Here is an 18,933-nt window from a genome sequence, read left to right on the forward strand (position 1 = left end):
GAGGGGATCGAAGACATGACTTTGGAACTGAAGGGCGTCAGCAAGATCGTCGAGGGGCAGGTGCATATCCACCCCACCGATCTGACGCTGGAACGCGGAACGATGAACGTGCTGCTGGGGCCGACGCTCTCGGGCAAGACCTCGCTGATGCGGCTGATGGCAGGGCTGGACAAGCCCGCCGAGGGTCGGATCATCTGGAACGGCAAGGATGTCACCGGAATGCGGGTTCAGGACCGGCAGGTGGCGATGGTCTATCAGCAGTTCGTCAACTATCCGGCGATGACGGTCTTCGACAACATCGCCTCGCCGCTGCGGCTGATGGGGGTGGATGCCTCTGAAATCGACGCCCGCGTCCGCGAGACCGCCGAGATGATGAAGCTGACCCCGATGCTGCAGCGCAAGCCGCTGGAGTTGTCGGGCGGCCAGCAGCAGCGCTGCGCCTTGGCGCGCGCGCTGGTCAAGAATGCCGGTCTGGTGCTGCTGGACGAGCCGCTGGCGAACCTCGACTACAAGCTGCGCGAGGAATTGCGCGTCGAGATCCCGCGAATCTTCGAGGCCTCGGGCGCGATCTTCGTATATGCCACCACCGAACCCGAGGAAGCCCTGCTGCTGGGCGGCAATACCGCCACGCTCTGGGAAGGCCGCGTGACGCAATTCGGACCGACGCCCCATGTCTATCGCCAGCCGGCCTCGGCCACGACGGCGCGGGTCTTCTCCGATCCGCCGATGAATTTCGTCGGCATGGAGAAGCGCGGCGACCGCCTGTCCTTCGACGGCGGGCAGGGTGGCGATGCGGGCTTGCTGGCCACGCTGCCCGACGGGCGGTATCAGGCGGGCTTTCGTCCCAACCACCTGCATCTGTCGCAGCCCGCGCCCGACGCGCTGCGCTTCGACGCCGCACTGGTCGTGACCGAGCTGACTGGGTCCGAGACCTTCGTCCACCTGGACCACCACGGGCAGCGTTGGGTCGGCTTGATCCACGGCGTCCACGACCTGCCGCTTGGCCAGACCCTACCGGTCTGGCTGGAACCGCGCCACGTCTATGTCTTTGCCGAGGATGGCCGTCTGGTCACCCCCGCAGCATATGCAACGGCAGCCTGAGGGGGACGCGACAATGGCAAAGATCACACTGGAAAATCTGGCGCATTCCTATCTGCCGAACCCGAAATCGGAAGACGATTACGCGCTGAAGCAGCTGGACCATGACTGGGACGACGGGGCGGCCTATGCGCTGCTGGGGTCGTCGGGTTGCGGGAAGTCGACGCTGCTGAACATCATCTCGGGGTTGCTGGTCCCGTCGCAGGGCCGCATCCTGTTCGACGGGCAGGACGTGACCCGCGCCCCCACGGCGGAACGCAACATCGCGCAGGTGTTCCAGTTCCCGGTCGTCTACGACACCATGACCGTGCGCGACAACCTGGCCTTCCCGCTGCGCAACCGTGGCCGGGACGAGGCCTATGTCGCCGAACGCGTGAACGAGATCGCCCGCATGATCGGCATGGAGCACATGCTGTCGCGCAAGGCCCAGGGGCTGACCGCGGACGCCAAGCAGAAGATCAGCCTGGGCCGCGGCATGGTCCGCAAGGATGTGAACGCGCTTCTGTTCGACGAACCGCTGACGGTGATCGACCCGCATATGAAGTGGGAATTGCGCACGCAGCTGAAGAAGCTGCACCATGATTTCGGTCACACGATGATCTATGTCACCCATGACCAGACCGAGGCGCTGACCTTCGCCGACAAGGTCGTGGTCATGTATGACGGTCGCGTCGTCCAGATCGGCACACCCGAGGAACTGTTCGCACGTCCCGAACATACCTTCGTCGGCTATTTCATCGGATCGCCGGGGATGAACCTGCTGCCCGCCAAGATCGACGGCAACCAGGCCCTGATACCGGGCGGCACGACGCCCCTGGCGCATTCATACGGCCCCGTCTCGGGCAACGTGCAGCTGGGTATCCGCCCCGAACACGTGCGCCTATCGTCGGATCAGGGGCTGCCCGTCACCATCCGCCGGATCGAGGATGTGGGCCGCCACAAGATCATCCGCGCCGACCTGATGGGCCATGACATCAACATCATCGCACCCGAGGATCAGTCGATCGGATCGGACATGACCCGCGCGGTCTTCGATCCGGGCCGCGTGAACGTCTATGCCGACGACTGGCGCGTCGCGCCCGGATAAGGGCCGGCAAGGGGAGGGGAAAGAAAAATGGACAAGACAGTCAACAACAAGGCCTGGTTCCTGGTCCTGCCGGTGCTGGTTCTGGTCGCCTTCTCGGCGGTGATCCCGCTGATGACGGTGGTCAACTACTCGGTTCAGGACACCTTCGGGAACAACGTCTTCTTCTGGGCGGGCCTCGAATGGTTCAAGGAATTGCTGGCATCCGACCGGATGTGGAACGCCCTGGGCCGCCAACTGGCGTTTTCCGCCATCATCATCGCGATCGAGATCCCGCTTGGCATCTTCGTCGCGCTGAACATGCCCAAGCGCGGCTTCTGGGCCAGCGTCGTGCTGGTGCTGATGTCGCTTCCGCTGCTGATCCCGTGGAACGTGGTGGGCACAATCTGGCAGATCTTCGGACGCGTCGACATCGGGCTGCTGGGCTATACGCTGGATGCCCTTGGCATCGACTACAACTATACCCAGAATTCAGTCCATGCTTGGGTCACGGTCATCGTGATGGATGTCTGGCACTGGACGTCGCTGGTGGCGCTGCTTGCCTATGCCGGTCTGCAATCCATCCCCGACGCCTATTACCAGGCCGCCAAGATCGATCAGGCCAGCCGCTGGAAGGTCTTCCGCTATATCGAGCTGCCCAAGATGGCGGGCGTGCTGATGATCGCCATCCTGCTGCGCTTCATGGACAGCTTCATGATCTATACCGAACCCTTCGTCGTCACCGGCGGCGGTCCGGGCAACGCCACGACCTTCCTGTCGATCGATCTGGTCAAGATGGCATTGGGGCAGTTCGACCTGGGTCCCGCGGCGGCATTCTCGCTGATGTATTTCCTGGTCATCCTGCTGATTTCCTGGGTGTTCTATACCGTGATGACCAATCTGGACAAAAGGGGCTGATCCATGAGCAAGCGCATCAACGGCAGCGCCGTCGTCATGATCCTCTATCTTCTGTTCCTGATGCTGCCGATCTATTGGCTGATCAACATGAGCCTGAAGACCAACGCCGAGATCACCGGCACCTTCAGCCTGTGGCCGCAGAGCCTGACATTCGCGAACTATGCGACCATCCTGACCGATCCGGCCTGGTACATGGGTTACGTCAACAGCCTGATCTATGTGGTGATGAACACGGTGATTTCCGTCGCCGTGGCACTGCCGGCGGCCTATGCCTTCAGCCGCTATCACTTCATGGGCGACAAGCACCTGTTCTTCTGGCTGCTGACCAATCGCATGGCACCACCCGCGGTCTTTGCGCTGCCCTTCTTCCAGCTCTATTCCTCGGTCGGGCTGTTCGACACGCATATCGCGGTGGCGCTGGCGCATTGCCTGTTCAACGTGCCGCTGGCCGTCTGGATCCTGGAGGGCTTCATGCGCGGCGTCCCGAAAGAGATCGACGAGACCGCCTATATCGACGGCTACAGCTTCGGGCGGTTCTTCGTGAAGATCTTCATGCCGCTGATCTCATCCGGTATCGGGGTTGCCGCCTTCTTCTGCTTCATGTTCAGCTGGGTCGAGCTGCTGCTGTCGCGCACGCTGACCTCGGTTGCGGCCAAGCCTATTGCGGCGACGATGACGCGGACGCAAGGTGCATCGGGGGTGGATTGGGGCGTACTGGCCGCAGCCGGCGTGCTGACCATCGTGCCGGGTGCCTTGGTCATCTGGTTCGTTCGAAACTATATCGCCAAGGGCTTTGCCCTGGGCCGCGTGTAAGGGGGGAATTGCATCATGTCCTGGATGGCCTGGACCATGCCGACGGCGCTTTTCTTCGCCACCATCGCGGTGCTGCTGATCATCTTCTCGATCCTTGCGATCCGCTTTCCCGAAACGCCGCGCACCGGCGTTCTGGGGATCGAGACGACACGCGGCGACCGCCTTTTCATCACGCTTCTGGGCTCGGCCTTCATCAACCTGGCATGGCTGGGTCTGGTGGGGCTGGCGCAGCCCTGGGCGTTGCTGGTCTGCCTGATCTACGCCGCTGCCGTTTTCCGGTGGGTGTGATCGCGCGGGGCCTGCGGACGTAAGGAACCTGCGGGCCAAAAAGAAACGGAATGATCCCAAGGGAGGGAAACACATGAACAGAAGATTGCTGTCCACCACTGCGGTGCTGATGGCGCTGACCGGACCCGCATTCGCGGATATGGCAGCCGCCACCAAGTTCCTGGACGAGGAGATCGGCGACCAGTCGGTCCTGTCGCGCGAGGATCAGGAAGCCGAGATGCAGTGGTTCGTCGATGCGGCAGAGCCCCTGAAGGGCATGTCCATCAACGTGGTCTCGGAAACGATCACCACGCATGAATACGAAAGCCGCGTCCTCGCGCCCGCTTTCACCGCCATCACCGGCATCGAGGTCACCCATGACCTGATCGGCGAGGGCGACGTCGTCGAAAAGCTGCAGACCCAGATGCAGACCGGCGAGAACGTCTATGACATGTACATCAACGATGCCGACCTGATCGGGACGCATTGGCGCTATCAGCAGGCCCGCAACATCACCGACTGGATGGCCGAAGAGGGCGCGGAGTTCACCAACCCCGATCTGGACCTGGACGATTTCATCGGCTTGGCCTCCGCGACCGGTCCGGACGACAAGCTGTATCAGCTGCCCGTCCAGCAGTTCGCGAACCTCTACTGGTTCCGCCACGATTGGTTCACCGATCCCGACATCATGGCCGAATTCCGCGCCGAATACGGCTATGACCTGGGCGTTCCGGTCAACTGGTCGGCTTACGAAGATATCGCCAAGTTCTTCACCGGCCGCGAGATCGACGGCCAGGAAGTCTTCGGCAACATGGATTACGGCAAGAAGGACCCGTCGCTCGGCTGGCGCTTCACCGATGCATGGATGTCGATGGCCGGCATGGGCGACAAGGGTGAACCCAACGGCTTCCCGGTCGACGAATGGGGCATCCGCGTCAACGAGGATTACCAGCCCGTGGGGTCCTGCATGGCGCGTGGCGGTGCCACGAACAGCCCCGCCGCCGTCTATGCCATCGAGAAATACATCGACTGGCTGAAGAACTATACGCCCCCCGCAGCCGCAGGCATGACCTTCAGTGAGGCCGGTCCGGTTCCCGCACAGGGCAACATCGCCCAGCAGATGTTCTGGTACACCGCCTTCACCGCCGACATGGTCAAGGAAGGTCTGCCCGTCATGAACGAGGACGGCACGCCGAAATGGCGCATGGCTCCGTCCCCCTATGGCGCCTATTGGGAAGAGGGCATGAAGGTCGGCTATCAGGACGTGGGTGCCGCCACGCTGATGAAATCGACCCCGGTGGATCGCGCGCAGGCCGCCTGGCTTTACGCCCAGTTCATCGTCTCGAAGACCGTCGACACCAAGAAAAGCCACGTCGGTCTGACCTTCGTGCGTGACAGCACCGTCCGCCACGAGAGCTTTACCGAACGTGCGCCGCAACTGGGTGGCCTTGTCGAGTTCTATCGTTCGCCCGACCGCACGCGTTGGTCGGATACGGGCCTGAACGTGCCGGATTATCCGCGCCTGGCGCAGCTGTGGTGGCAGAACATCGGCGATGCATCCTCGGGTGCGAAAACCGCGCAGGAAGCCTTGGATGCGCTGTGCGAACAGCAGGAATCCGTGCTGGAGCGTCTGGAGCGTTCGGGCGTCCAGGGCGACCTTGGCCCCAAGATGAACGAGCCGCTGGACCCGCAGGTCTGGCTGGATCAGGAAGGTGCGCCCAAGCCCAAGCTGGAGAATGAAAAGCCCGCTCCGGTCACCATCGCCTATGAAGACCTGATCAAGCGCTGGCAGGAATAAGCCCGCGCCATGCGAAACGGGGGGCGCGGGCAGCCGCGCCCCCTTCCGACATCTTCGACAGGATGGATTGCCATGACTCATATCCTTGCCATCGATCAGGGCACGACCTCGTCCCGCGCCATCGTCTTTGATGGCAAAATGGCGATTGTCGCCACTGCACAGGAAGAATTCCCGCAGCATTTCCCGAAATCGGGCTGGGTCGAACACGATCCCGCCGATCTCTGGGCCAGCGTCGCCGCCACCTGCCGCGCCGCGATCGAGAAGGCAGGCAACCCCACCATCGCCGCCATCGGCATCACCAACCAGCGCGAAACCACGCTGGTCTGGGACCGCAAGACCGGCAAGCCCATCCACAATGCCATCGTCTGGCAGGACCGCCGCACCGCCGATTTCTGCCGCGAGCTGGAGGCCGCCGGCCACGCGCCGATGATCACCGAGCGCACCGGACTGCTGGTCGATCCCTACTTCTCGGCCACCAAGCTGAAGTGGATATTGGACCATGTCGACGGCGCCCGCGCCCGCGCCGAGGCGGGCGAACTGCTGTTCGGCACCGTCGATAGCTGGCTGATCTGGAACCTGACGGGCGGCCAGGTCCACGCGACCGATGCGACCAATGCCGCCCGCACGATGCTCTATGACATCCACAAGGGCCGCTGGAGCCGCACGATCAGCGATCTCTTCGGTATCCCGCTGAAGATGCTGCCCGAGGTTCACGACTGTTCATCCGATTTCGGCACCACGCGCCCCGATCTTTTCGGTCGGCCCATTCCCATCACCGGCCTTGCGGGCGATCAGCAGGCCGCGACCGTGGGGCAGGCATGCTTCAAGCCTGGGATGATGAAATCGACCTATGGCACCGGTTGCTTCGCGCTGCTGAACACGGGCGATACGCCGGTCACATCCTCGAAACGCCTGCTGACGACCATCGCCTATCAGCTGGACGGCAAGCCGACCTATGCGCTGGAGGGGTCGATCTTCATCGCGGGCGCGGTGGTGCAATGGCTGCGCGACGGGCTGCAGATCATCCGCAATGCCGCCGAGACGCAGCCCCTGGCCGAAAAGGCCGACCCAGGGCAGCAGGTGATCCTTGTGCCCGCCTTCACCGGCCTTGGCGCGCCCTATTGGCAGCCCGATTGCCGTGGCGCGATCTATGGGCTGACCCGCAATTCCGGCCCCGCCGAATTCGCCCGCGCGGCGCTGGAGAGCGTGGGCTTCCAGACCCGCGACCTGCTGGAGGCGATGAAGGCCGACTGGCAGGCCAAGGGTGAAACCGCCCTGCGCGTCGATGGCGGGATGAGCGCATCCGATTGGGCCATGCAGTTCCTGTCCGACATCCTGGGCGCGCAGGTCGACCGCCCCCGCGTGACCGAGACCACGGCGCTTGGCGCGGCCTGGCTGGCAGGTCGGAAATGCGGTCTCTATCCCGACGCCCAAGGATTTGCCGACGAATGGCGGCTGGACCGCAGCTTTACGCCCAACATGGATGAGGCGGACCGCGAGGCGCGCTATGCGGCATGGGGGCGGGCGGTCAAGGCGACGATGACGATCTAGGGTCGTCGTCGCGCTTGCCAAGCGGGCCTTTCGGGGGCAACCCTTGGGACATTCACGGACAAGGCAGGCCCCCGATGCAGGACGCACCCCGGATATTGCTGATCGGCGCGGGCCATGCGCATCTGGTGGCCCTGCCCGACATCAGGCGGCGCCTGCCCGATGCCCAGATCACCCTGATCGATCCGTCGCCCTTCGCGGCCTATTCGGGGATGCTGCCGGGGGTGGTCGCAGGGCATTATGAGCCCGATCAGGCGCGCTTCGACTTGTCTTGGATCGCCCAAAGGAATGGCGCCAGATTGGTCACCGGCAAGGTGGATGGTATCGATCCGAAGCTGCGGCAGGCGACGACGACGGCGGGCCGGATGGGGTTCGACATCGCCTCGGTCGATATCGGCATCCAAGGTGATCTGCGTCAGATCCCGGGTTTCGTCGAACATGGGGTGGCCGTCAAACCCCTATCCCGCTTCGCCGAGCGTTGGACGCAGTTTCTGGAAAACCCCGGCCCTGTGACCATCATCGGCGGCGGCGTTGCAGGGGTTGAACTGGCGCTGGCTGCCGCCCATTGCATCGGCCCCCATGTCACGCTGATCGAGAAGGGGCCGCGGGTTGTCCCCGAACTGCCGTCCGCGCCGCGTCGCCTGCTGCTTGAACTACTGGCCGAGCGTGGCGTCACCGTCCACATCAAGTCCACCGTAGCCTGCATCCTGCCCGAGGACGTGATCCTGGCCGATCGGACCCGCATCGCCAGCGACCTGACCATCGCCGCGGCGGGCGGGCAGCCCGCGCCGTGGCTGGCGCGCTGCCTGCCATGCGACGCGCAGGGACATGCGACCGTCGGGCCGGACCTTCAGGTCACGGACTGTCCGGGCATCTTTGCCGTGGGCGACTGCGCGGTCATCCTCGATGCGCCGCGCCCCAAGGCGGGGGTCCATGCGGTGCGGCAAGGGCCTGTGCTGGCGCGCAATATCGTGGCGGTGGCGCAGGGCAAGGCGACGGTGCCCCACAAGCCGCAGAAGCATCACCTGAAGATCGTTTCACTTGGTGGCAAGTCAGGGTTGGCGATCTGGCGTGGGGCGCATGTCGCGGGCCCTTGGGTCTGGCGGTGGAAGGACCGCATCGACCGCCGTTTCATGGCACGGACCGGTCGTTAGGACCCGCAGCTGCCTGCGCCGGAGGTGATCTGGGCCAGGATCGGATAGTGGTCGCTTGGCCATTCCCCGTCGAAGCGCTGGCGGATGGCCACCGGGCGTCCCTGCATGGCGGTCCCGCAATCCAGCATCACATGGTCGATGGCACCAAAAAGGTTCAGCCCCCGGTTCAGGTGATAGGTGGATCCCGTGACCGGCGACAGGCTCAGCCCGGCCTCTTTCAGGATCGCGACCGTCTCGGACCCGGCCATGGCGTTCAGATCGCCCGCCAGAACGACATGCTCGCCCTCCGAGGTCCATTCGTTCACCCGATCACGCACCAGCCGCGCCGAGCGCAGCCGGTTCTCGCCGCTGCCATAGTCGAAATGGACGTTCACCACCCGCAGATCCTTCCCGCTGCGCAGGTCGTGGAATTTCGCCCAGGACGCGAAGGCCGGATAAGAGCCGTTGAAGGTCCGCGAATAGATGACATCCGGCGTCTCGGAAAAGAAGAACCACCCCTGATCCAGCAGCCTCAGCCGGGCATGGCGATAAAAGATCGGCTGCGTGGTCGGAAAGCTGCGCCAATCACCCGTGGCGGCGGCGCGGTAATCCGGCATCGCCTGCAACAGCGCATCGCGGGCCAGATTGACGCTGCCATCATCGCCGCGGCGAAAGCTCTCCATTTCCTGGAAGGCGATGATATCGGCGCCAAGCGTGCTCACGGCCTGTGTCATGGCGGGACGGCGGCGGTCCCAATCGGCGATGGACCACGCACCCTCGGGCTTGTCCAGAATGATGTAATGGACGTTGAAGCTGGCCAGCCGCAGATCTCCGGGCGCGGCCGCGCCAAGCGCCTGCGCCCCCGCGCCGCGCCCGTTCCACAGGTGCAGGACCCCGACGGCCAGCACCAGCAGCAGCGCGAAACCGGCGACCAGCCTGAAAATTCGACGGGCCATGCGCATTCATCCGTTCCCGATCAGATATGGGGTGGTTGACCCTGCCGGACAGCAGGGTAAATCAGCCGCTTCTTCATGATAGGCAGGAACGGCACATGGGCAAGCACAAGGTCATCTTCGACACCGATCCCGGCGTGGACGACGCGCTTGCGCTCTATTACCTGATCCGCCATCCGCAGATCGAACTGCTGGGCGTGACGACGGTCTTCGGCAATGCCTCGGTCGCGGATACGACCCGCAATGCGCGGTTCCTGCTGCGGTCCTGGGGAGTGTCGGTGCCGGTCCATGCCGGTGCCGCCGAGGCCCTGACCCCCGACATGCCGTCCGAGGATTATCCCACCCATATCCACGGCACGAACGGGCTTGGCGATATCGACATTCCCGACCCCGCGGTCGAGGAGCGCGACACCGCCGCCCGTTTCCTGATCGACCAGGTGCGCGCGAACCCCGGTCAGATCCGCATTCTGGCAGTGGGCCGCATGACGAACCTTGCCCGCGCCCTGCAGATGGACCCCGAGATCGCCGATCTAGTCGGCGATGTGGTCATCATGGGCGGTGCCTTCCGCGTCCCCGGCAACATCACGCCCGCGGCCGAGGCGAACATCTGGGGCGATCCGCTGGCCGCCGACATGGTCTTCGGGGCGGATTGGCATGTAACCGCGATCCCGCTGGATCTGACCACCCGAACGCTGATCAACCGCCGCGAACTGCAGGCCATCGCCGACAAGGGCGGGCCCGGGATGCAGCTGGTGGCCGATCTGTCCCAGGATTACATCGCCTTCTATGGGCAGGCGGGCTTCGACGGCATGGTGATCCACGACTGCTGCGCCGCCGTCTTCCTGACCGACCCCGACCTCTTCCGGCTGGTGCACGGGCAGGTTCGCGTGCTGTGGCAGGGTATCGGCCTTGGGCTGACCATCATGAACCCCCGCGACCGCAAGGGGCCGAATGCCGAATGGGATGGGCTGCCGCTGCAGGCCTATGCGCAGGATGGCGACGTCGATGCGATCATAACCCGGATTGCGCAGGTCTGCGGACAGGAATAATACGCTGACCGTGAACGATGGCGCGCGATTGTATCGCCATATCGAACACAGAAGGCGAAATTTTATGACTAATCAATGACGGTCCCCCCGCTTATCTGTCAGTCATCGAAACGGCGCAGTCGTTTCCCTGACATTCAAATTCGGAGACTGAAACCATGAAATCCATCATGATCGCAATGACCGCCCTGACCCTGGCAACCGGCGCAGCTGGTGCTGCCGTCAGCGCCCGCAACGAACGCCCCGACGCCATCAACGCCGCTGCTGCCGTCGAAACCATGCAGGTTCGTGCAGACTCGGTGATGACCTCGGCCGAACTGGCCCGCGCCAACATGGACGGCGACGAAGTTCTGACCGTCACCGCCTTCCCGACCAGCACGAAAGTTGCAACCGACAACCAGGACCGCTAATGGTTCTGAAGCTGGAAGGTTCCGTCAAGGTTCCCTCCGACCGTCATGTCCAATTTGGGCATGGCGGTCTTTCTTTATCTGGCACCGGCCCTGCAGGCGTCTTGGCTGAACGCGACAGGCCCCTGTTGGACATGGGAATGGATATCAAGGTCCTCCGCAGCTTTGCGGCCATCATCGACGAAGGAAGCTTTGCCAATGCCGCGCGCAAGGTCGGCATTTCGAAAAGCATGTGCAGCAAGCTGATCTCGGATCTCGAGGCGGATCTGGGCACGCGCCTGCTGACGCGCACGACGCGGGCGGTGAAGCCAACGGCCATCGGCCTCAGCTTCTATGCCGAGGTCAGCGAGATCCTGGCCCGCCTGGATGCCGCGACCGAGGCCGTGCGCGCTGCCTCGCAGCGCCCCTCGGGGCCGCTGAAGCTGGGCAGCCCCGTGCAATACACGCTGAAGGTCTTTCAGCCGCATCTGGTCCGCTTCATGGAGGAACATCCCGACATCCAGCTGGACGTGACGCTGGACGACGGGCGATCGGACATGACGCGCGACGGTTTCGATGCGGTGATCCGCATCGGCAACCTGGAAGACAGCACCCTGCATGCACGCAAGCTGCACGATGCGCGGATCATGCTGGTCGCATCGCCGGGATACATCGCGGAAAAAGGCAGCCCCGACAGCCCCGCGCAGCTGCGCGACCATCATTGCCTGCATTACACCAACCTGCGCGGCCCCAGCACATGGCCCCTGCGTCACCAGAACGAGGTGATCTATCAGAAGATCACGCCCGCCTTTTCGTCGAACAACGGCGAATTGCTGCGGTCGCTGGCCGTGGCGGGCAAGGGCATCGCGCTGGCCCCTGAATTTCAGGTGGCCGACGATCTGGCGCAGGGTCGGCTTGTGCCGGTCATGGCCGATTACGCGCTGCCGGGGGTGCCGGTCCATGTCCTCTATTCCAGCCGCAAGCTGGTGACGGCGGCGCTGGCCAGTTTCCTCGACTTCGTGGGTGGCCTGAACCTGGACTGAGGGCCTTGGTGACAAATCGCCGCCTTGCGCCCCGCGCCGCGACCTGACCTGATGGGGAAGGGCGCAAGGGCAAGGGGACCAGCCATGACCGATCAGGTGACCATCATCGGCGCAGGGATCACCGGCATTGCCTGCGCATGCCGCTTGCAGCAGGCCGGACTGCGCGTGCGCGTCCTGGACAAGGGGCGCAACATCGGCGGGCGCATGGCCACGCGCCGCACGCGGCAGGGGTTGCAGTTCGACCATGGCGTGCAGGATCTGCCGACGACCGATCCCGACTTCGCGCATATGCTGCGGGGGTTGGGTGATGCGGTGGCCCCTTGGGCCGATCGCGGCCCGGTGGGCAGCCCTGGCATGTCCGATGTCGTGCGTGCCATGGCCCGCGATCTGGACATGACGCAGGGCGCGATGGTGGCCGGTTTGCGGCGCGGCGATCCGGGCTGGCAGGTCGCCGTCGACGACATCTGGCAGGACGCGGGCCGCGTGGTTGTGGCCATCCCGGCACCGCAGGCACGCGACCTGCTGGGTGCCGATCACCCCTTCGCCGACCCCTTGGCGCAGGTCGCCTATGATCCCTGCGTGACGCTGATGGCGGGACTGTCGCCCGAGGCCCCGCGACCTTTCCACTGGAAGTCCGACACAGGCGCGGCAGGTTGGATCGCCCATGACGGCAGCAAGCCCGGACGCCAAGGGCAACCGCTGGCCACCTGGGTCATGCAGGCCGACCCCGAGTTCAGCACGCGCCATATCGACGTGGATTTCGACACGCTTGCCCAGATGATGGCCCCCGTCCTGCTGAAACATCTGGGCGCGGCACCCGCGCATTTGCAGTTCGCAGCCGCGCACCGCTGGCTCTATTCGCGGGTGTCGCGACCCCTTGGGCAGCCGTTTCTGGCCGATGATGCGGCGGGGCTGATGGTGGGCGGCGATTGGGCGCTTGGGCCGACGGCACGGGATGGCTGGGCCAGCGGTGCCGCCATGGCCGCGCATCTGCTGGCCCATGGATGATCGTCGTTCAAAGCCGCGGGCGGTCCCCTCGGGGCGGTTGACGCGGCTGATGCGCCTTGGCGGGCTTGCCACCAACGTCGGGGGCAGGGCCATCGCGCAGGGACTTGGCCAACTGGCGACCGGGCGCAGGCCGGATGCCCGCGACCTGCTGCTGACGCCTGCCAATGCTGCACGTCTGGCGGTGCAGCTGTCGCGGATGCGGGGGGCTGCGATGAAGGTTGGGCAGCTGGTCTCGATGGAGACGGGCCAGTTCCTGCCGCCGCAACTGGCGCAGATGCTGGAGGGGTTGCAGGCCGGGGCCGACCCCATGCCCGAACGCCAGTTGCAGCGCGTGCTGGCCCAAGCCTGGGGCAAAGATTGGCGCAACGGTTTCGCGGAATTCCAAGTCAGGCCGATCGCAGCGGCCTCGATCGGGCAGGTGCATCGGGCGGTGACGCGTGACGGGCGGGTCCTGGCGGTGAAGGTGCAATACCCTGGCGTGCGGGCCAGCATCGACAGCGATGTCGACAACCTCGGGCTGCTTCTGCGCATCTCGGGCCTGCTGCCCGCCGGAACCGATATCGCGCCCATATTGCACGAAACCCGCCTGCAACTGCACGCCGAGGCCGATTACCTGGCCGAGGCCGACAAGATGACCGCCTATGCCCGTGCGCTTGGCGACCGTGATGGCGTGGTCATGCCGACCCCCGATTCCGATCTGACCACCGATCAGGTGCTGGCGATGCAGTTCATCGAGAGTGAGCCGATCGACAGCCTGATCCATGCGCCGATCGCCACGCGCAACAAGGTGGCGCGGGACCTGATCGACCTGACGCTGGACGAATTGTTCACTTTCAACCTGATGCAGACCGATCCGAATTTTGCGAACTATCGCTGGCAGGCCCGGACAGGGCGGGTCGTCCTGCTGGATTTCGGGGCATTGCGCAGTTTTTCACCCGGCTTGGCCCCCAAATATCTGGCGTTGCTGCATGCGGGATTGGCCGGTGATGCTGACGGTGTTCGACGGGCTGCGATCAACATCGGCTATCTGGCCGACACTGCCGACGCCGACCATCAGGCCGCCGTCTTGCAGATGATCGAGCTGGCGATGTCGCCCCTACGCCAAGGTGGGCTCTTCGATGTCGCCACCACGACCATCCCGCAGCAGATTGCCGATATCGCGCTGCGTCTGTCGCAATCGCCGCGGGTCGCCCATGTTCCCCCGCCCGAGATCCTGTTCCTGCATCGCAAGCTGGGCGGATTGTTCCTGCTGCTGTCACGGCTGCGGGTTCAGGTCGACCTTGACCGGATGCTGCGCAGGCTGGGCGTCAGCTGACCTGATCGGACAGGCTGTCGCCCGCCAGGATGGCCACGCGGCTGAATTCGTCCGCCATGGCCAGTTCAAGGGCGCTGCCCTCGGTGGGAACGGCGCCGGGGTCTTCCTGACCGTCGCGCATCACCTCGCGGGCGGACATCCAGTCCAGCAACGGTGCGCGGTCCTGTTCGGGCAAGGCTGCGATCAGGCGCGACAGAATGCGACGATGGGCCAGAAGACGGCCCTCGAGGGCGCTTGGGGTGGTATCGGTCATGGCATTTTCCTTTTGCGGATCAAGGTCTGAACACGGGCGCGGCCCGCGAAGTTCCTGCTATGGAACAAGGCTGCCACGCATGAGTTGTGACGCGCAACCGATACGGGAGATTGGCCGATGTGGAACTGGGTATCGGAGAACAGCGGTGTCGTTCAGGCGGCATTGTCGGCCGTCACGGCACTGGTCTGGATGGTCTATCTGCACATCATCGTCTCGGGGTTGCGGCGACAGCGCCGGACCGAGATCCTGGTGCATCTGGGCGGTGCGCGCGATCTTTCCGCCCGCATCCTCGTCAGCAACCTAGGATTCGAGCCGATCTACGTGCTGGAGATCATGCTGTCGGTGCATACGACCAAAGGTGAACGTGTGTCCTCGGTGGCCGACCGGACCGAGATTGCCCACGAACAGCACAAGACCCCGCGCGAAGCGACGCTGCAAGGTCCGATGAAATCGGGTGAATCGGTCGATATCGGCAGCGTCACCGATCTGCTGGACCGCGCCCGGCACAACAGCTTCGAGAATATCGACCTTGAGGACATCACGCAGGTCGAGGTGACCGTCGCCGCCCTGACGGCCGCCGACAGCCGCGTTGCCGCCGCGACCCGCCGTTTCCTGCTGAAGCACAACGAGGACACCATCTGCCTTGTGCCCAAGAACCTCTATGCCAAGCAGATCAGGTCACGTTGGCGCCGCCGCAAGATCGAACAGCGCCTGCGCCAGCTTCTGTGACGATCAGTCCGCGCCGAACAGATCGCGCGTATAGAGGCGATCGCGGACATCGTGCAGGTCCTGCGTGACGCGGTTGGCGACGATCAGATCGGCGCGGGCCTTGAAGGCTTCCAGATCGTTGATCACCTCGGATCCGAAGAAGCTGTTCTCGGGCATGGCGGGTTCGTGGACGATAACCTCCAGCCCCTTGGCCTTCAGCCGCTTCATGATGCCCTGCACCGCACTTTGCCGGAAATTGTCCGAACCCGCCTTCATCACAAGGCGATAGATGCCGACAACCTTGGGGTTCCGCGCCAGGATCGCCTCGGCGATGGTGTCCTTGCGGGTGCGATTGGCATCGACGACGGCGGCGATCAGGTTCTGTGGCACGTCGCGATAGTTGGCCAGCAGTTGCTTGCTGTCCTTGGGCAGGCAATAGCCGCCATAGCCGAAGGACGGGTTGTTGTAATGCGTCCCGATGCGCGGATCGAGGCCCACGCCCTCGATGATCTGGCGGCTGTCCAGCCCCTGAGCCATGGCATAGCTGTCCAATTCGTTGAAATAGGCCACGCGCAGCGCAAGATAGGTGTTGGCGAACAGCTTGATCGCCTCGGCCTCGGTCGATCCTGTCAGAAGGATCGGCACATCGTCTTCCATCGCCGCCTCGGCCAGCAGATCGGCAAAGGCACGGCCACGGGGGCTGTCCTCGCCCACGACGATGCGTGATGGGTGCAGGTTGTCATGCAGCGCAAGACCTTCGCGCAGGAATTCCGGGCTGAAGATGACCTGATCGGTGCCCAAGTTTTTACGCAGCTGCCGCGTGAAGCCCACCGGCACGGTCGATTTTACCACGATCAGCGCCTGCGGGGCCAGCCGGATCACGTCGGCGATGACCGCCTCGACGCTGGAGGTGTCGAAATAATTCGTCACCGGGTCGTAGTTCGTGGGCGTCGCCACGATGACCACATCGGCATCGCGATAGGCGACGGCGGGATCGGTGGTCGCTGTCAAATCCAGCCTGCGATGCTTCAGGTGGTCCGAGATGTCGTCGTCGACGATGGGGCACTGCCGACCGTTCAGCATCGCCACGCGGGCTTCGTCCACGTCCAGCGCGCGGACGCTGTTGCGCTCGGCCAGCAGGACGGCATTGGACAGCCCGACATAGCCGATGCCGGCCACCGCAATTCGTTTTCCCGCCATATGTCGCCGAAGCCCCGCTGATTTGTGCCGCACCAGCTTAGCAGGCGGTGCGGGCGCCGCAATGGCACCCGCATTCACCTTTCGGGGGATGGTTCAGGCCGTCTGCTTGGCCTTGGCCCGCCATGCGTGCAATGCCGGTTCGGTATAGCCCGAGGGCTGCTGCGTCCCGGTCAGGATCAGCTCGCGCGCGGCATTGAAGGCGGGGCCGTCGAAGCCCGGCGCCATGGGGCGATAGGCGGGATCGCCCGCGTTCTGCGCATCGACCTTGGCGGCCATGCGGCGAAGGGCCTCCTCTACCTGATCGCGGGTGATCAGCCCGTGTTCCAGCCAGTTGGCCAGATATTGGGCGCTGATCCGGCAGGTGGCGCGGTCTTCCATCAGTTGCACGTCGTCGATGTCGGGCACCTTGGAACAGCCGATGCCCTGATCGACCCACCGCACGACATAGCCCAGGATCCCCTGTGCGCTGTTGTCCAGTTCGCGCATCACCTGATCCTGCGGGATAGGACCGTCGGCCAAGGCAGGCGTCAGCAGCAGGTCCAGACCGGGCAGGGGCTGGTCCTTCAGCTCATCCTGACGGGCGGCGACATCGACCTGATGATAGTGCAGCGCATGCAGAACGGCGGCGGTGGGGCTGGGCACCCATGCGGTCGTGGCACCCGATTTCGGGTGGCCGATCTTGACCTCCAGCATCTCGGCCATGGCATCGGGCTTGGCCCACATGCCCTTGCCGATCTGGCCGCGCCCCTTCATGCCAGCGGCAAGCCCGATCAGCACGTTGCGATCCTCGTATGCCTTCAGCCATGTCGAGGTCTTCATGCCGTCGCGCCCGACAAAGGGACCCGCTTGCATCGAGGTATGGATCTCGTCACCCGTGCGGTCGAGGAAACCGGTGTTGATGCAGACGATGCGGTTGCGGATCGCGTGGATGCATGCAGCAAGATTGGCGCTGGTGCGGCGTTCCTCATCCATCAGGCCCAGCTTGACGGTGTTCGGCGCAAGGCCCAGCACTTTTTCGACATGGGTGAAGACCTCATCGGCGAAGGCCGCTTCCTCGGGGCCGTGCATCTTGGGTTTGACGACATAGATCGCACCCTTGCGGCTGTTGCCCAGACCTTCGGTCCGCTTCAAGTCGTGGATGGCGCAGGCGGTGGTGACCATCGCGTCCATCAGCCCTTCGGGGGTGGGCTGGCCGTCCAGCATCACGGCATCGGTGGTCATCAGGTGGCCGACATTGCGTACCAGCAGCAGCGCGCGACCGGGCAGGGTCAGGGTGCTGCCATCGGGGCGGGTGATCTGGCGGTCATCGGCCAGGCGGCGGGTCATGGTCTTGCCGCCCTTCTCGAAGCTCTCGGTCAGATCGCCCTTCATCAGGCCCAGCCAATTGCCATAGACGGCCACCTTGTCGGCGGCATCGACGGCAGCGACGCTGTCCTCGCAGTCCTGGATGGCGGTCAGGGCGGCCTCGACCACCACGTCGCGCAATCCGCTGGCCGAGGCGGCGCCGATCGGGTGGTCTGGGTTCAGCACCAGTTCGACATGCAGCCCGTGATGGCGCAGTACCAAGGCGGTGTCATCGCCATCCTTGCGCGTGCCGACGAAGGCCGAGGGATCGGCCAGCGCGACCTGCTGGCCATCGACCGTTGCGCGCAGACCCGAGCCATCGGCCATATAATCCGTGACATCCGCGTGGCTGCCTGTCGCCAATGGGAAGCTGTCGTCCAGGAAGGCTGCGGCCTTTGCGACGACCGCATCACGCCGCGCCGTGTCGAAGCCGCCCGAAGGCACCGGCCCCATGACGTCCGACCCATACATCGCATCGTAAAGCGACCCCCACCGCGCATTCGCCGCATTCAGCGCAAAGCGGGCATTGCTGACCGGCACGACCAATTGCGGACCGGCGAGGGTTGCGATCTCGGGGTCGACATCGCCGTTCTGCACGGTGAAGGGCGCGGGCTCGGACACCAGATAGCCGATGCTGGTCAGGAATTCGCGATAGGCCTCGGGGTCCATCCGCGGGTTCGCCCGATGCCAGTCGTCGATCTTGCCCTGCAGGTCGGCGCGGCGTTCCAGGAGCGCGCGATTGCGGTCCCCGAATTCCGCCAGCATCGCGGCATAGCCCTTCCAGAAGTCATCCGACTGAACACCGGTCCCCGGCAGAACCCGGGTGTCGATGAATTCTGCAAGCTGGCCGTCGATCTGAAGGCCGTGGCGATGGGTGGTGCTGGCGGTCATGCTCATCCTCCGGATTGCGGTGGAATCGGCGGCCACCGCAGGTTTCGTCAGCTTGACATACGACAGCCGCAGGGTTTTGCCAAGGTTTTTGAAAAAACTTTCCATTATTCTGACCACATCATTTTGACGCACCCCAAAATTAGTTGAC

18 protein-coding genes are annotated in these 18,933 nt (G+C 64.2%); 14 read left to right on the forward strand and 4 right to left on the reverse strand.

Annotation, left to right across the window (positions count from 1 at the left end; genetic code table 11):
• Positions 1 to 15: 15 nt before the first annotated feature.
• From DDE75_RS13845 to DDE75_RS13880, 8 genes are all read left to right on the forward strand, one after another.
• A complete protein-coding gene (locus DDE75_RS13845) occupies positions 16 to 1,101 on the forward strand; it encodes an ABC transporter ATP-binding protein (RefSeq protein ID WP_108502986.1) in 1,086 nt (361 codons plus the stop codon).
• 13 nt (positions 1,102 to 1,114) lie between these two features.
• Positions 1,115 to 2,185: an ABC transporter ATP-binding protein gene (locus tag DDE75_RS13850; protein WP_108502987.1), complete on the forward strand. Its 1,071-nt coding sequence runs from the start codon at positions 1,115 to 1,117 to the stop codon at positions 2,183 to 2,185.
• 27 nt (positions 2,186 to 2,212) lie between these two features.
• Positions 2,213 to 3,079, forward strand: coding sequence for a carbohydrate ABC transporter permease (locus DDE75_RS13855; protein ID WP_108502988.1), 867 nt, complete (start codon positions 2,213 to 2,215; stop codon positions 3,077 to 3,079).
• Positions 3,080 to 3,082: 3 nt separating this feature from the next.
• Positions 3,083 to 3,892 (forward strand): carbohydrate ABC transporter permease, encoded by an 810-nt coding sequence (locus DDE75_RS13860; protein ID WP_108502989.1) that lies wholly within the window; start codon positions 3,083 to 3,085, stop codon positions 3,890 to 3,892.
• A 15-nt stretch (positions 3,893 to 3,907) separates the two neighbouring features.
• Entirely contained in the window at positions 3,908 to 4,180 is a 273-nt protein-coding gene (locus DDE75_RS13865; RefSeq protein WP_108502990.1) for a DUF2160 domain-containing protein, read from the forward strand.
• Positions 4,181 to 4,253: 73 nt separating this feature from the next.
• Positions 4,254 to 5,957: an ABC transporter substrate-binding protein gene (locus tag DDE75_RS13870; protein WP_108502991.1), complete on the forward strand. Its 1,704-nt coding sequence runs from the start codon at positions 4,254 to 4,256 to the stop codon at positions 5,955 to 5,957.
• A 72-nt stretch (positions 5,958 to 6,029) separates the two neighbouring features.
• Positions 6,030 to 7,508 (forward strand): glycerol kinase GlpK, encoded by a 1,479-nt coding sequence (gene glpK / locus DDE75_RS13875; protein WP_108502992.1) that lies wholly within the window; start codon positions 6,030 to 6,032, stop codon positions 7,506 to 7,508.
• A 74-nt stretch (positions 7,509 to 7,582) separates the two neighbouring features.
• On the forward strand, positions 7,583 to 8,659 hold the full coding sequence (locus DDE75_RS13880) for an FAD-dependent oxidoreductase (RefSeq protein ID WP_162799049.1): 1,077 nt from the start codon (positions 7,583 to 7,585) through the stop codon (positions 8,657 to 8,659).
• On the opposite strand, the gene DDE75_RS13885 is transcribed toward DDE75_RS13880, so the two are convergent.
• Entirely contained in the window at positions 8,656 to 9,594 is a 939-nt protein-coding gene (locus DDE75_RS13885; RefSeq protein ID WP_245894756.1) for an endonuclease/exonuclease/phosphatase family protein, read from the reverse strand. The two genes, DDE75_RS13880 and DDE75_RS13885, sit on opposite strands and share 4 nt — an antisense overlap.
• 95 nt (positions 9,595 to 9,689) lie before the next feature.
• Here DDE75_RS13885 and DDE75_RS13890 point away from each other — a divergent pair, with 95 nt between their 5' ends.
• The 5 genes from DDE75_RS13890 to DDE75_RS13910 all read left to right on the forward strand — a co-directional run bounded on the left by DDE75_RS13890 (position 9,690) and on the right by DDE75_RS13910 (position 14,389).
• The gene (locus DDE75_RS13890; protein ID WP_108502994.1) at positions 9,690 to 10,640 is read left to right on the forward strand and encodes a nucleoside hydrolase; all 951 of its coding nucleotides are present in this window, start codon (positions 9,690 to 9,692) and stop codon (positions 10,638 to 10,640) included.
• Positions 10,641 to 10,816: 176 nt separating this feature from the next.
• On the forward strand, positions 10,817 to 11,047 hold the full coding sequence (locus DDE75_RS13895; RefSeq protein ID WP_211659357.1) for a hypothetical protein: 231 nt from the start codon (positions 10,817 to 10,819) through the stop codon (positions 11,045 to 11,047).
• Positions 11,048 to 11,184: 137 nt separating this feature from the next.
• Positions 11,185 to 12,066, forward strand: coding sequence for a LysR family transcriptional regulator (locus tag DDE75_RS13900; RefSeq protein WP_162799051.1), 882 nt, complete (start codon positions 11,185 to 11,187; stop codon positions 12,064 to 12,066).
• Positions 12,067 to 12,150: 84 nt separating this feature from the next.
• The gene (locus DDE75_RS13905) at positions 12,151 to 13,074 is read left to right on the forward strand and encodes an NAD(P)/FAD-dependent oxidoreductase (RefSeq protein WP_162799052.1); all 924 of its coding nucleotides are present in this window, start codon (positions 12,151 to 12,153) and stop codon (positions 13,072 to 13,074) included.
• A complete protein-coding gene (locus tag DDE75_RS13910; protein WP_108502998.1) occupies positions 13,067 to 14,389 on the forward strand; it encodes an ABC1 kinase family protein in 1,323 nt (440 codons plus the stop codon). The genes DDE75_RS13905 and DDE75_RS13910 overlap by 8 nt, the downstream gene beginning before the upstream one ends.
• On the opposite strand, the gene DDE75_RS13915 is transcribed toward DDE75_RS13910, so the two are convergent.
• The gene (locus tag DDE75_RS13915) at positions 14,382 to 14,642 is read right to left on the reverse strand and encodes a hypothetical protein (RefSeq protein ID WP_108502999.1); all 261 of its coding nucleotides are present in this window, start codon (positions 14,640 to 14,642) and stop codon (positions 14,382 to 14,384) included. The genes DDE75_RS13910 and DDE75_RS13915 overlap by 8 nt on opposite strands.
• 117 nt (positions 14,643 to 14,759) lie before the next feature.
• Here DDE75_RS13915 and DDE75_RS13920 point away from each other — a divergent pair, with 117 nt between their 5' ends.
• On the forward strand, positions 14,760 to 15,371 hold the full coding sequence (locus tag DDE75_RS13920; protein WP_108503000.1) for a hypothetical protein: 612 nt from the start codon (positions 14,760 to 14,762) through the stop codon (positions 15,369 to 15,371).
• 3 nt (positions 15,372 to 15,374) lie between these two features.
• Here DDE75_RS13920 and DDE75_RS13925 read toward each other — a convergent pair whose 3' ends face one another.
• Together DDE75_RS13925 and DDE75_RS13930 are read right to left on the reverse strand one after the other, a co-directional pair.
• Positions 15,375 to 16,550, reverse strand: a complete 1,176-nt coding sequence (locus DDE75_RS13925; RefSeq protein WP_108503001.1) for a nucleotide sugar dehydrogenase — start codon at positions 16,548 to 16,550, stop codon at positions 15,375 to 15,377.
• 93 nt (positions 16,551 to 16,643) lie between these two features.
• Positions 16,644 to 18,785, reverse strand: a complete 2,142-nt coding sequence (locus tag DDE75_RS13930) for a malate synthase G (RefSeq protein ID WP_108503054.1) — start codon at positions 18,783 to 18,785, stop codon at positions 16,644 to 16,646.
• Between the last annotated feature and the right edge of the window lie 148 nt (positions 18,786 to 18,933).

Origin of the sequence: Paracoccus indicus (assembly GCF_003056335.1) — a bacterium.
Classification (GTDB): domain Bacteria; phylum Pseudomonadota; class Alphaproteobacteria; order Rhodobacterales; family Rhodobacteraceae; genus Paracoccus; species Paracoccus indicus.

Coding starts and splice junctions, on each gene's coding strand:
- DDE75_RS13845 (WP_108502986.1), top strand. CDS start 16: ATGACTTTGGAACTGAAGGGCGTCAGCAAGATCGTCGAGGGGCAGGTG.
- DDE75_RS13890 (WP_108502994.1), top strand. CDS start 9,690: ATGGGCAAGCACAAGGTCATCTTCGACACCGATCCCGGCGTGGACGAC.
- DDE75_RS13900 (WP_162799051.1), top strand. CDS start 11,185: ATGGATATCAAGGTCCTCCGCAGCTTTGCGGCCATCATCGACGAAGGA.
- DDE75_RS13910 (WP_108502998.1), top strand. CDS start 13,067: ATGGATGATCGTCGTTCAAAGCCGCGGGCGGTCCCCTCGGGGCGGTTG.
- DDE75_RS13925 (WP_108503001.1), bottom strand. CDS start 16,550: ATGGCGGGAAAACGAATTGCGGTGGCCGGCATCGGCTATGTCGGGCTG.
- glpK (WP_108502992.1), top strand. CDS start 6,030: ATGACTCATATCCTTGCCATCGATCAGGGCACGACCTCGTCCCGCGCC.
- DDE75_RS13895 (WP_211659357.1), top strand. CDS start 10,817: ATGACCGCCCTGACCCTGGCAACCGGCGCAGCTGGTGCTGCCGTCAGC.
- DDE75_RS13920 (WP_108503000.1), top strand. CDS start 14,760: ATGTGGAACTGGGTATCGGAGAACAGCGGTGTCGTTCAGGCGGCATTG.
- DDE75_RS13885 (WP_245894756.1), bottom strand. CDS start 9,594: ATGGCCCGTCGAATTTTCAGGCTGGTCGCCGGTTTCGCGCTGCTGCTG.
- DDE75_RS13855 (WP_108502988.1), top strand. CDS start 2,213: ATGGACAAGACAGTCAACAACAAGGCCTGGTTCCTGGTCCTGCCGGTG.
- DDE75_RS13905 (WP_162799052.1), top strand. CDS start 12,151: ATGACCGATCAGGTGACCATCATCGGCGCAGGGATCACCGGCATTGCC.
- DDE75_RS13915 (WP_108502999.1), bottom strand. CDS start 14,642: ATGACCGATACCACCCCAAGCGCCCTCGAGGGCCGTCTTCTGGCCCAT.
- DDE75_RS13930 (WP_108503054.1), bottom strand. CDS start 18,785: ATGACCGCCAGCACCACCCATCGCCACGGCCTTCAGATCGACGGCCAG.
- DDE75_RS13860 (WP_108502989.1), top strand. CDS start 3,083: ATGAGCAAGCGCATCAACGGCAGCGCCGTCGTCATGATCCTCTATCTT.
- DDE75_RS13850 (WP_108502987.1), top strand. CDS start 1,115: ATGGCAAAGATCACACTGGAAAATCTGGCGCATTCCTATCTGCCGAAC.
- DDE75_RS13880 (WP_162799049.1), top strand. CDS start 7,583: ATGCAGGACGCACCCCGGATATTGCTGATCGGCGCGGGCCATGCGCAT.
- DDE75_RS13870 (WP_108502991.1), top strand. CDS start 4,254: ATGAACAGAAGATTGCTGTCCACCACTGCGGTGCTGATGGCGCTGACC.
- DDE75_RS13865 (WP_108502990.1), top strand. CDS start 3,908: ATGTCCTGGATGGCCTGGACCATGCCGACGGCGCTTTTCTTCGCCACC.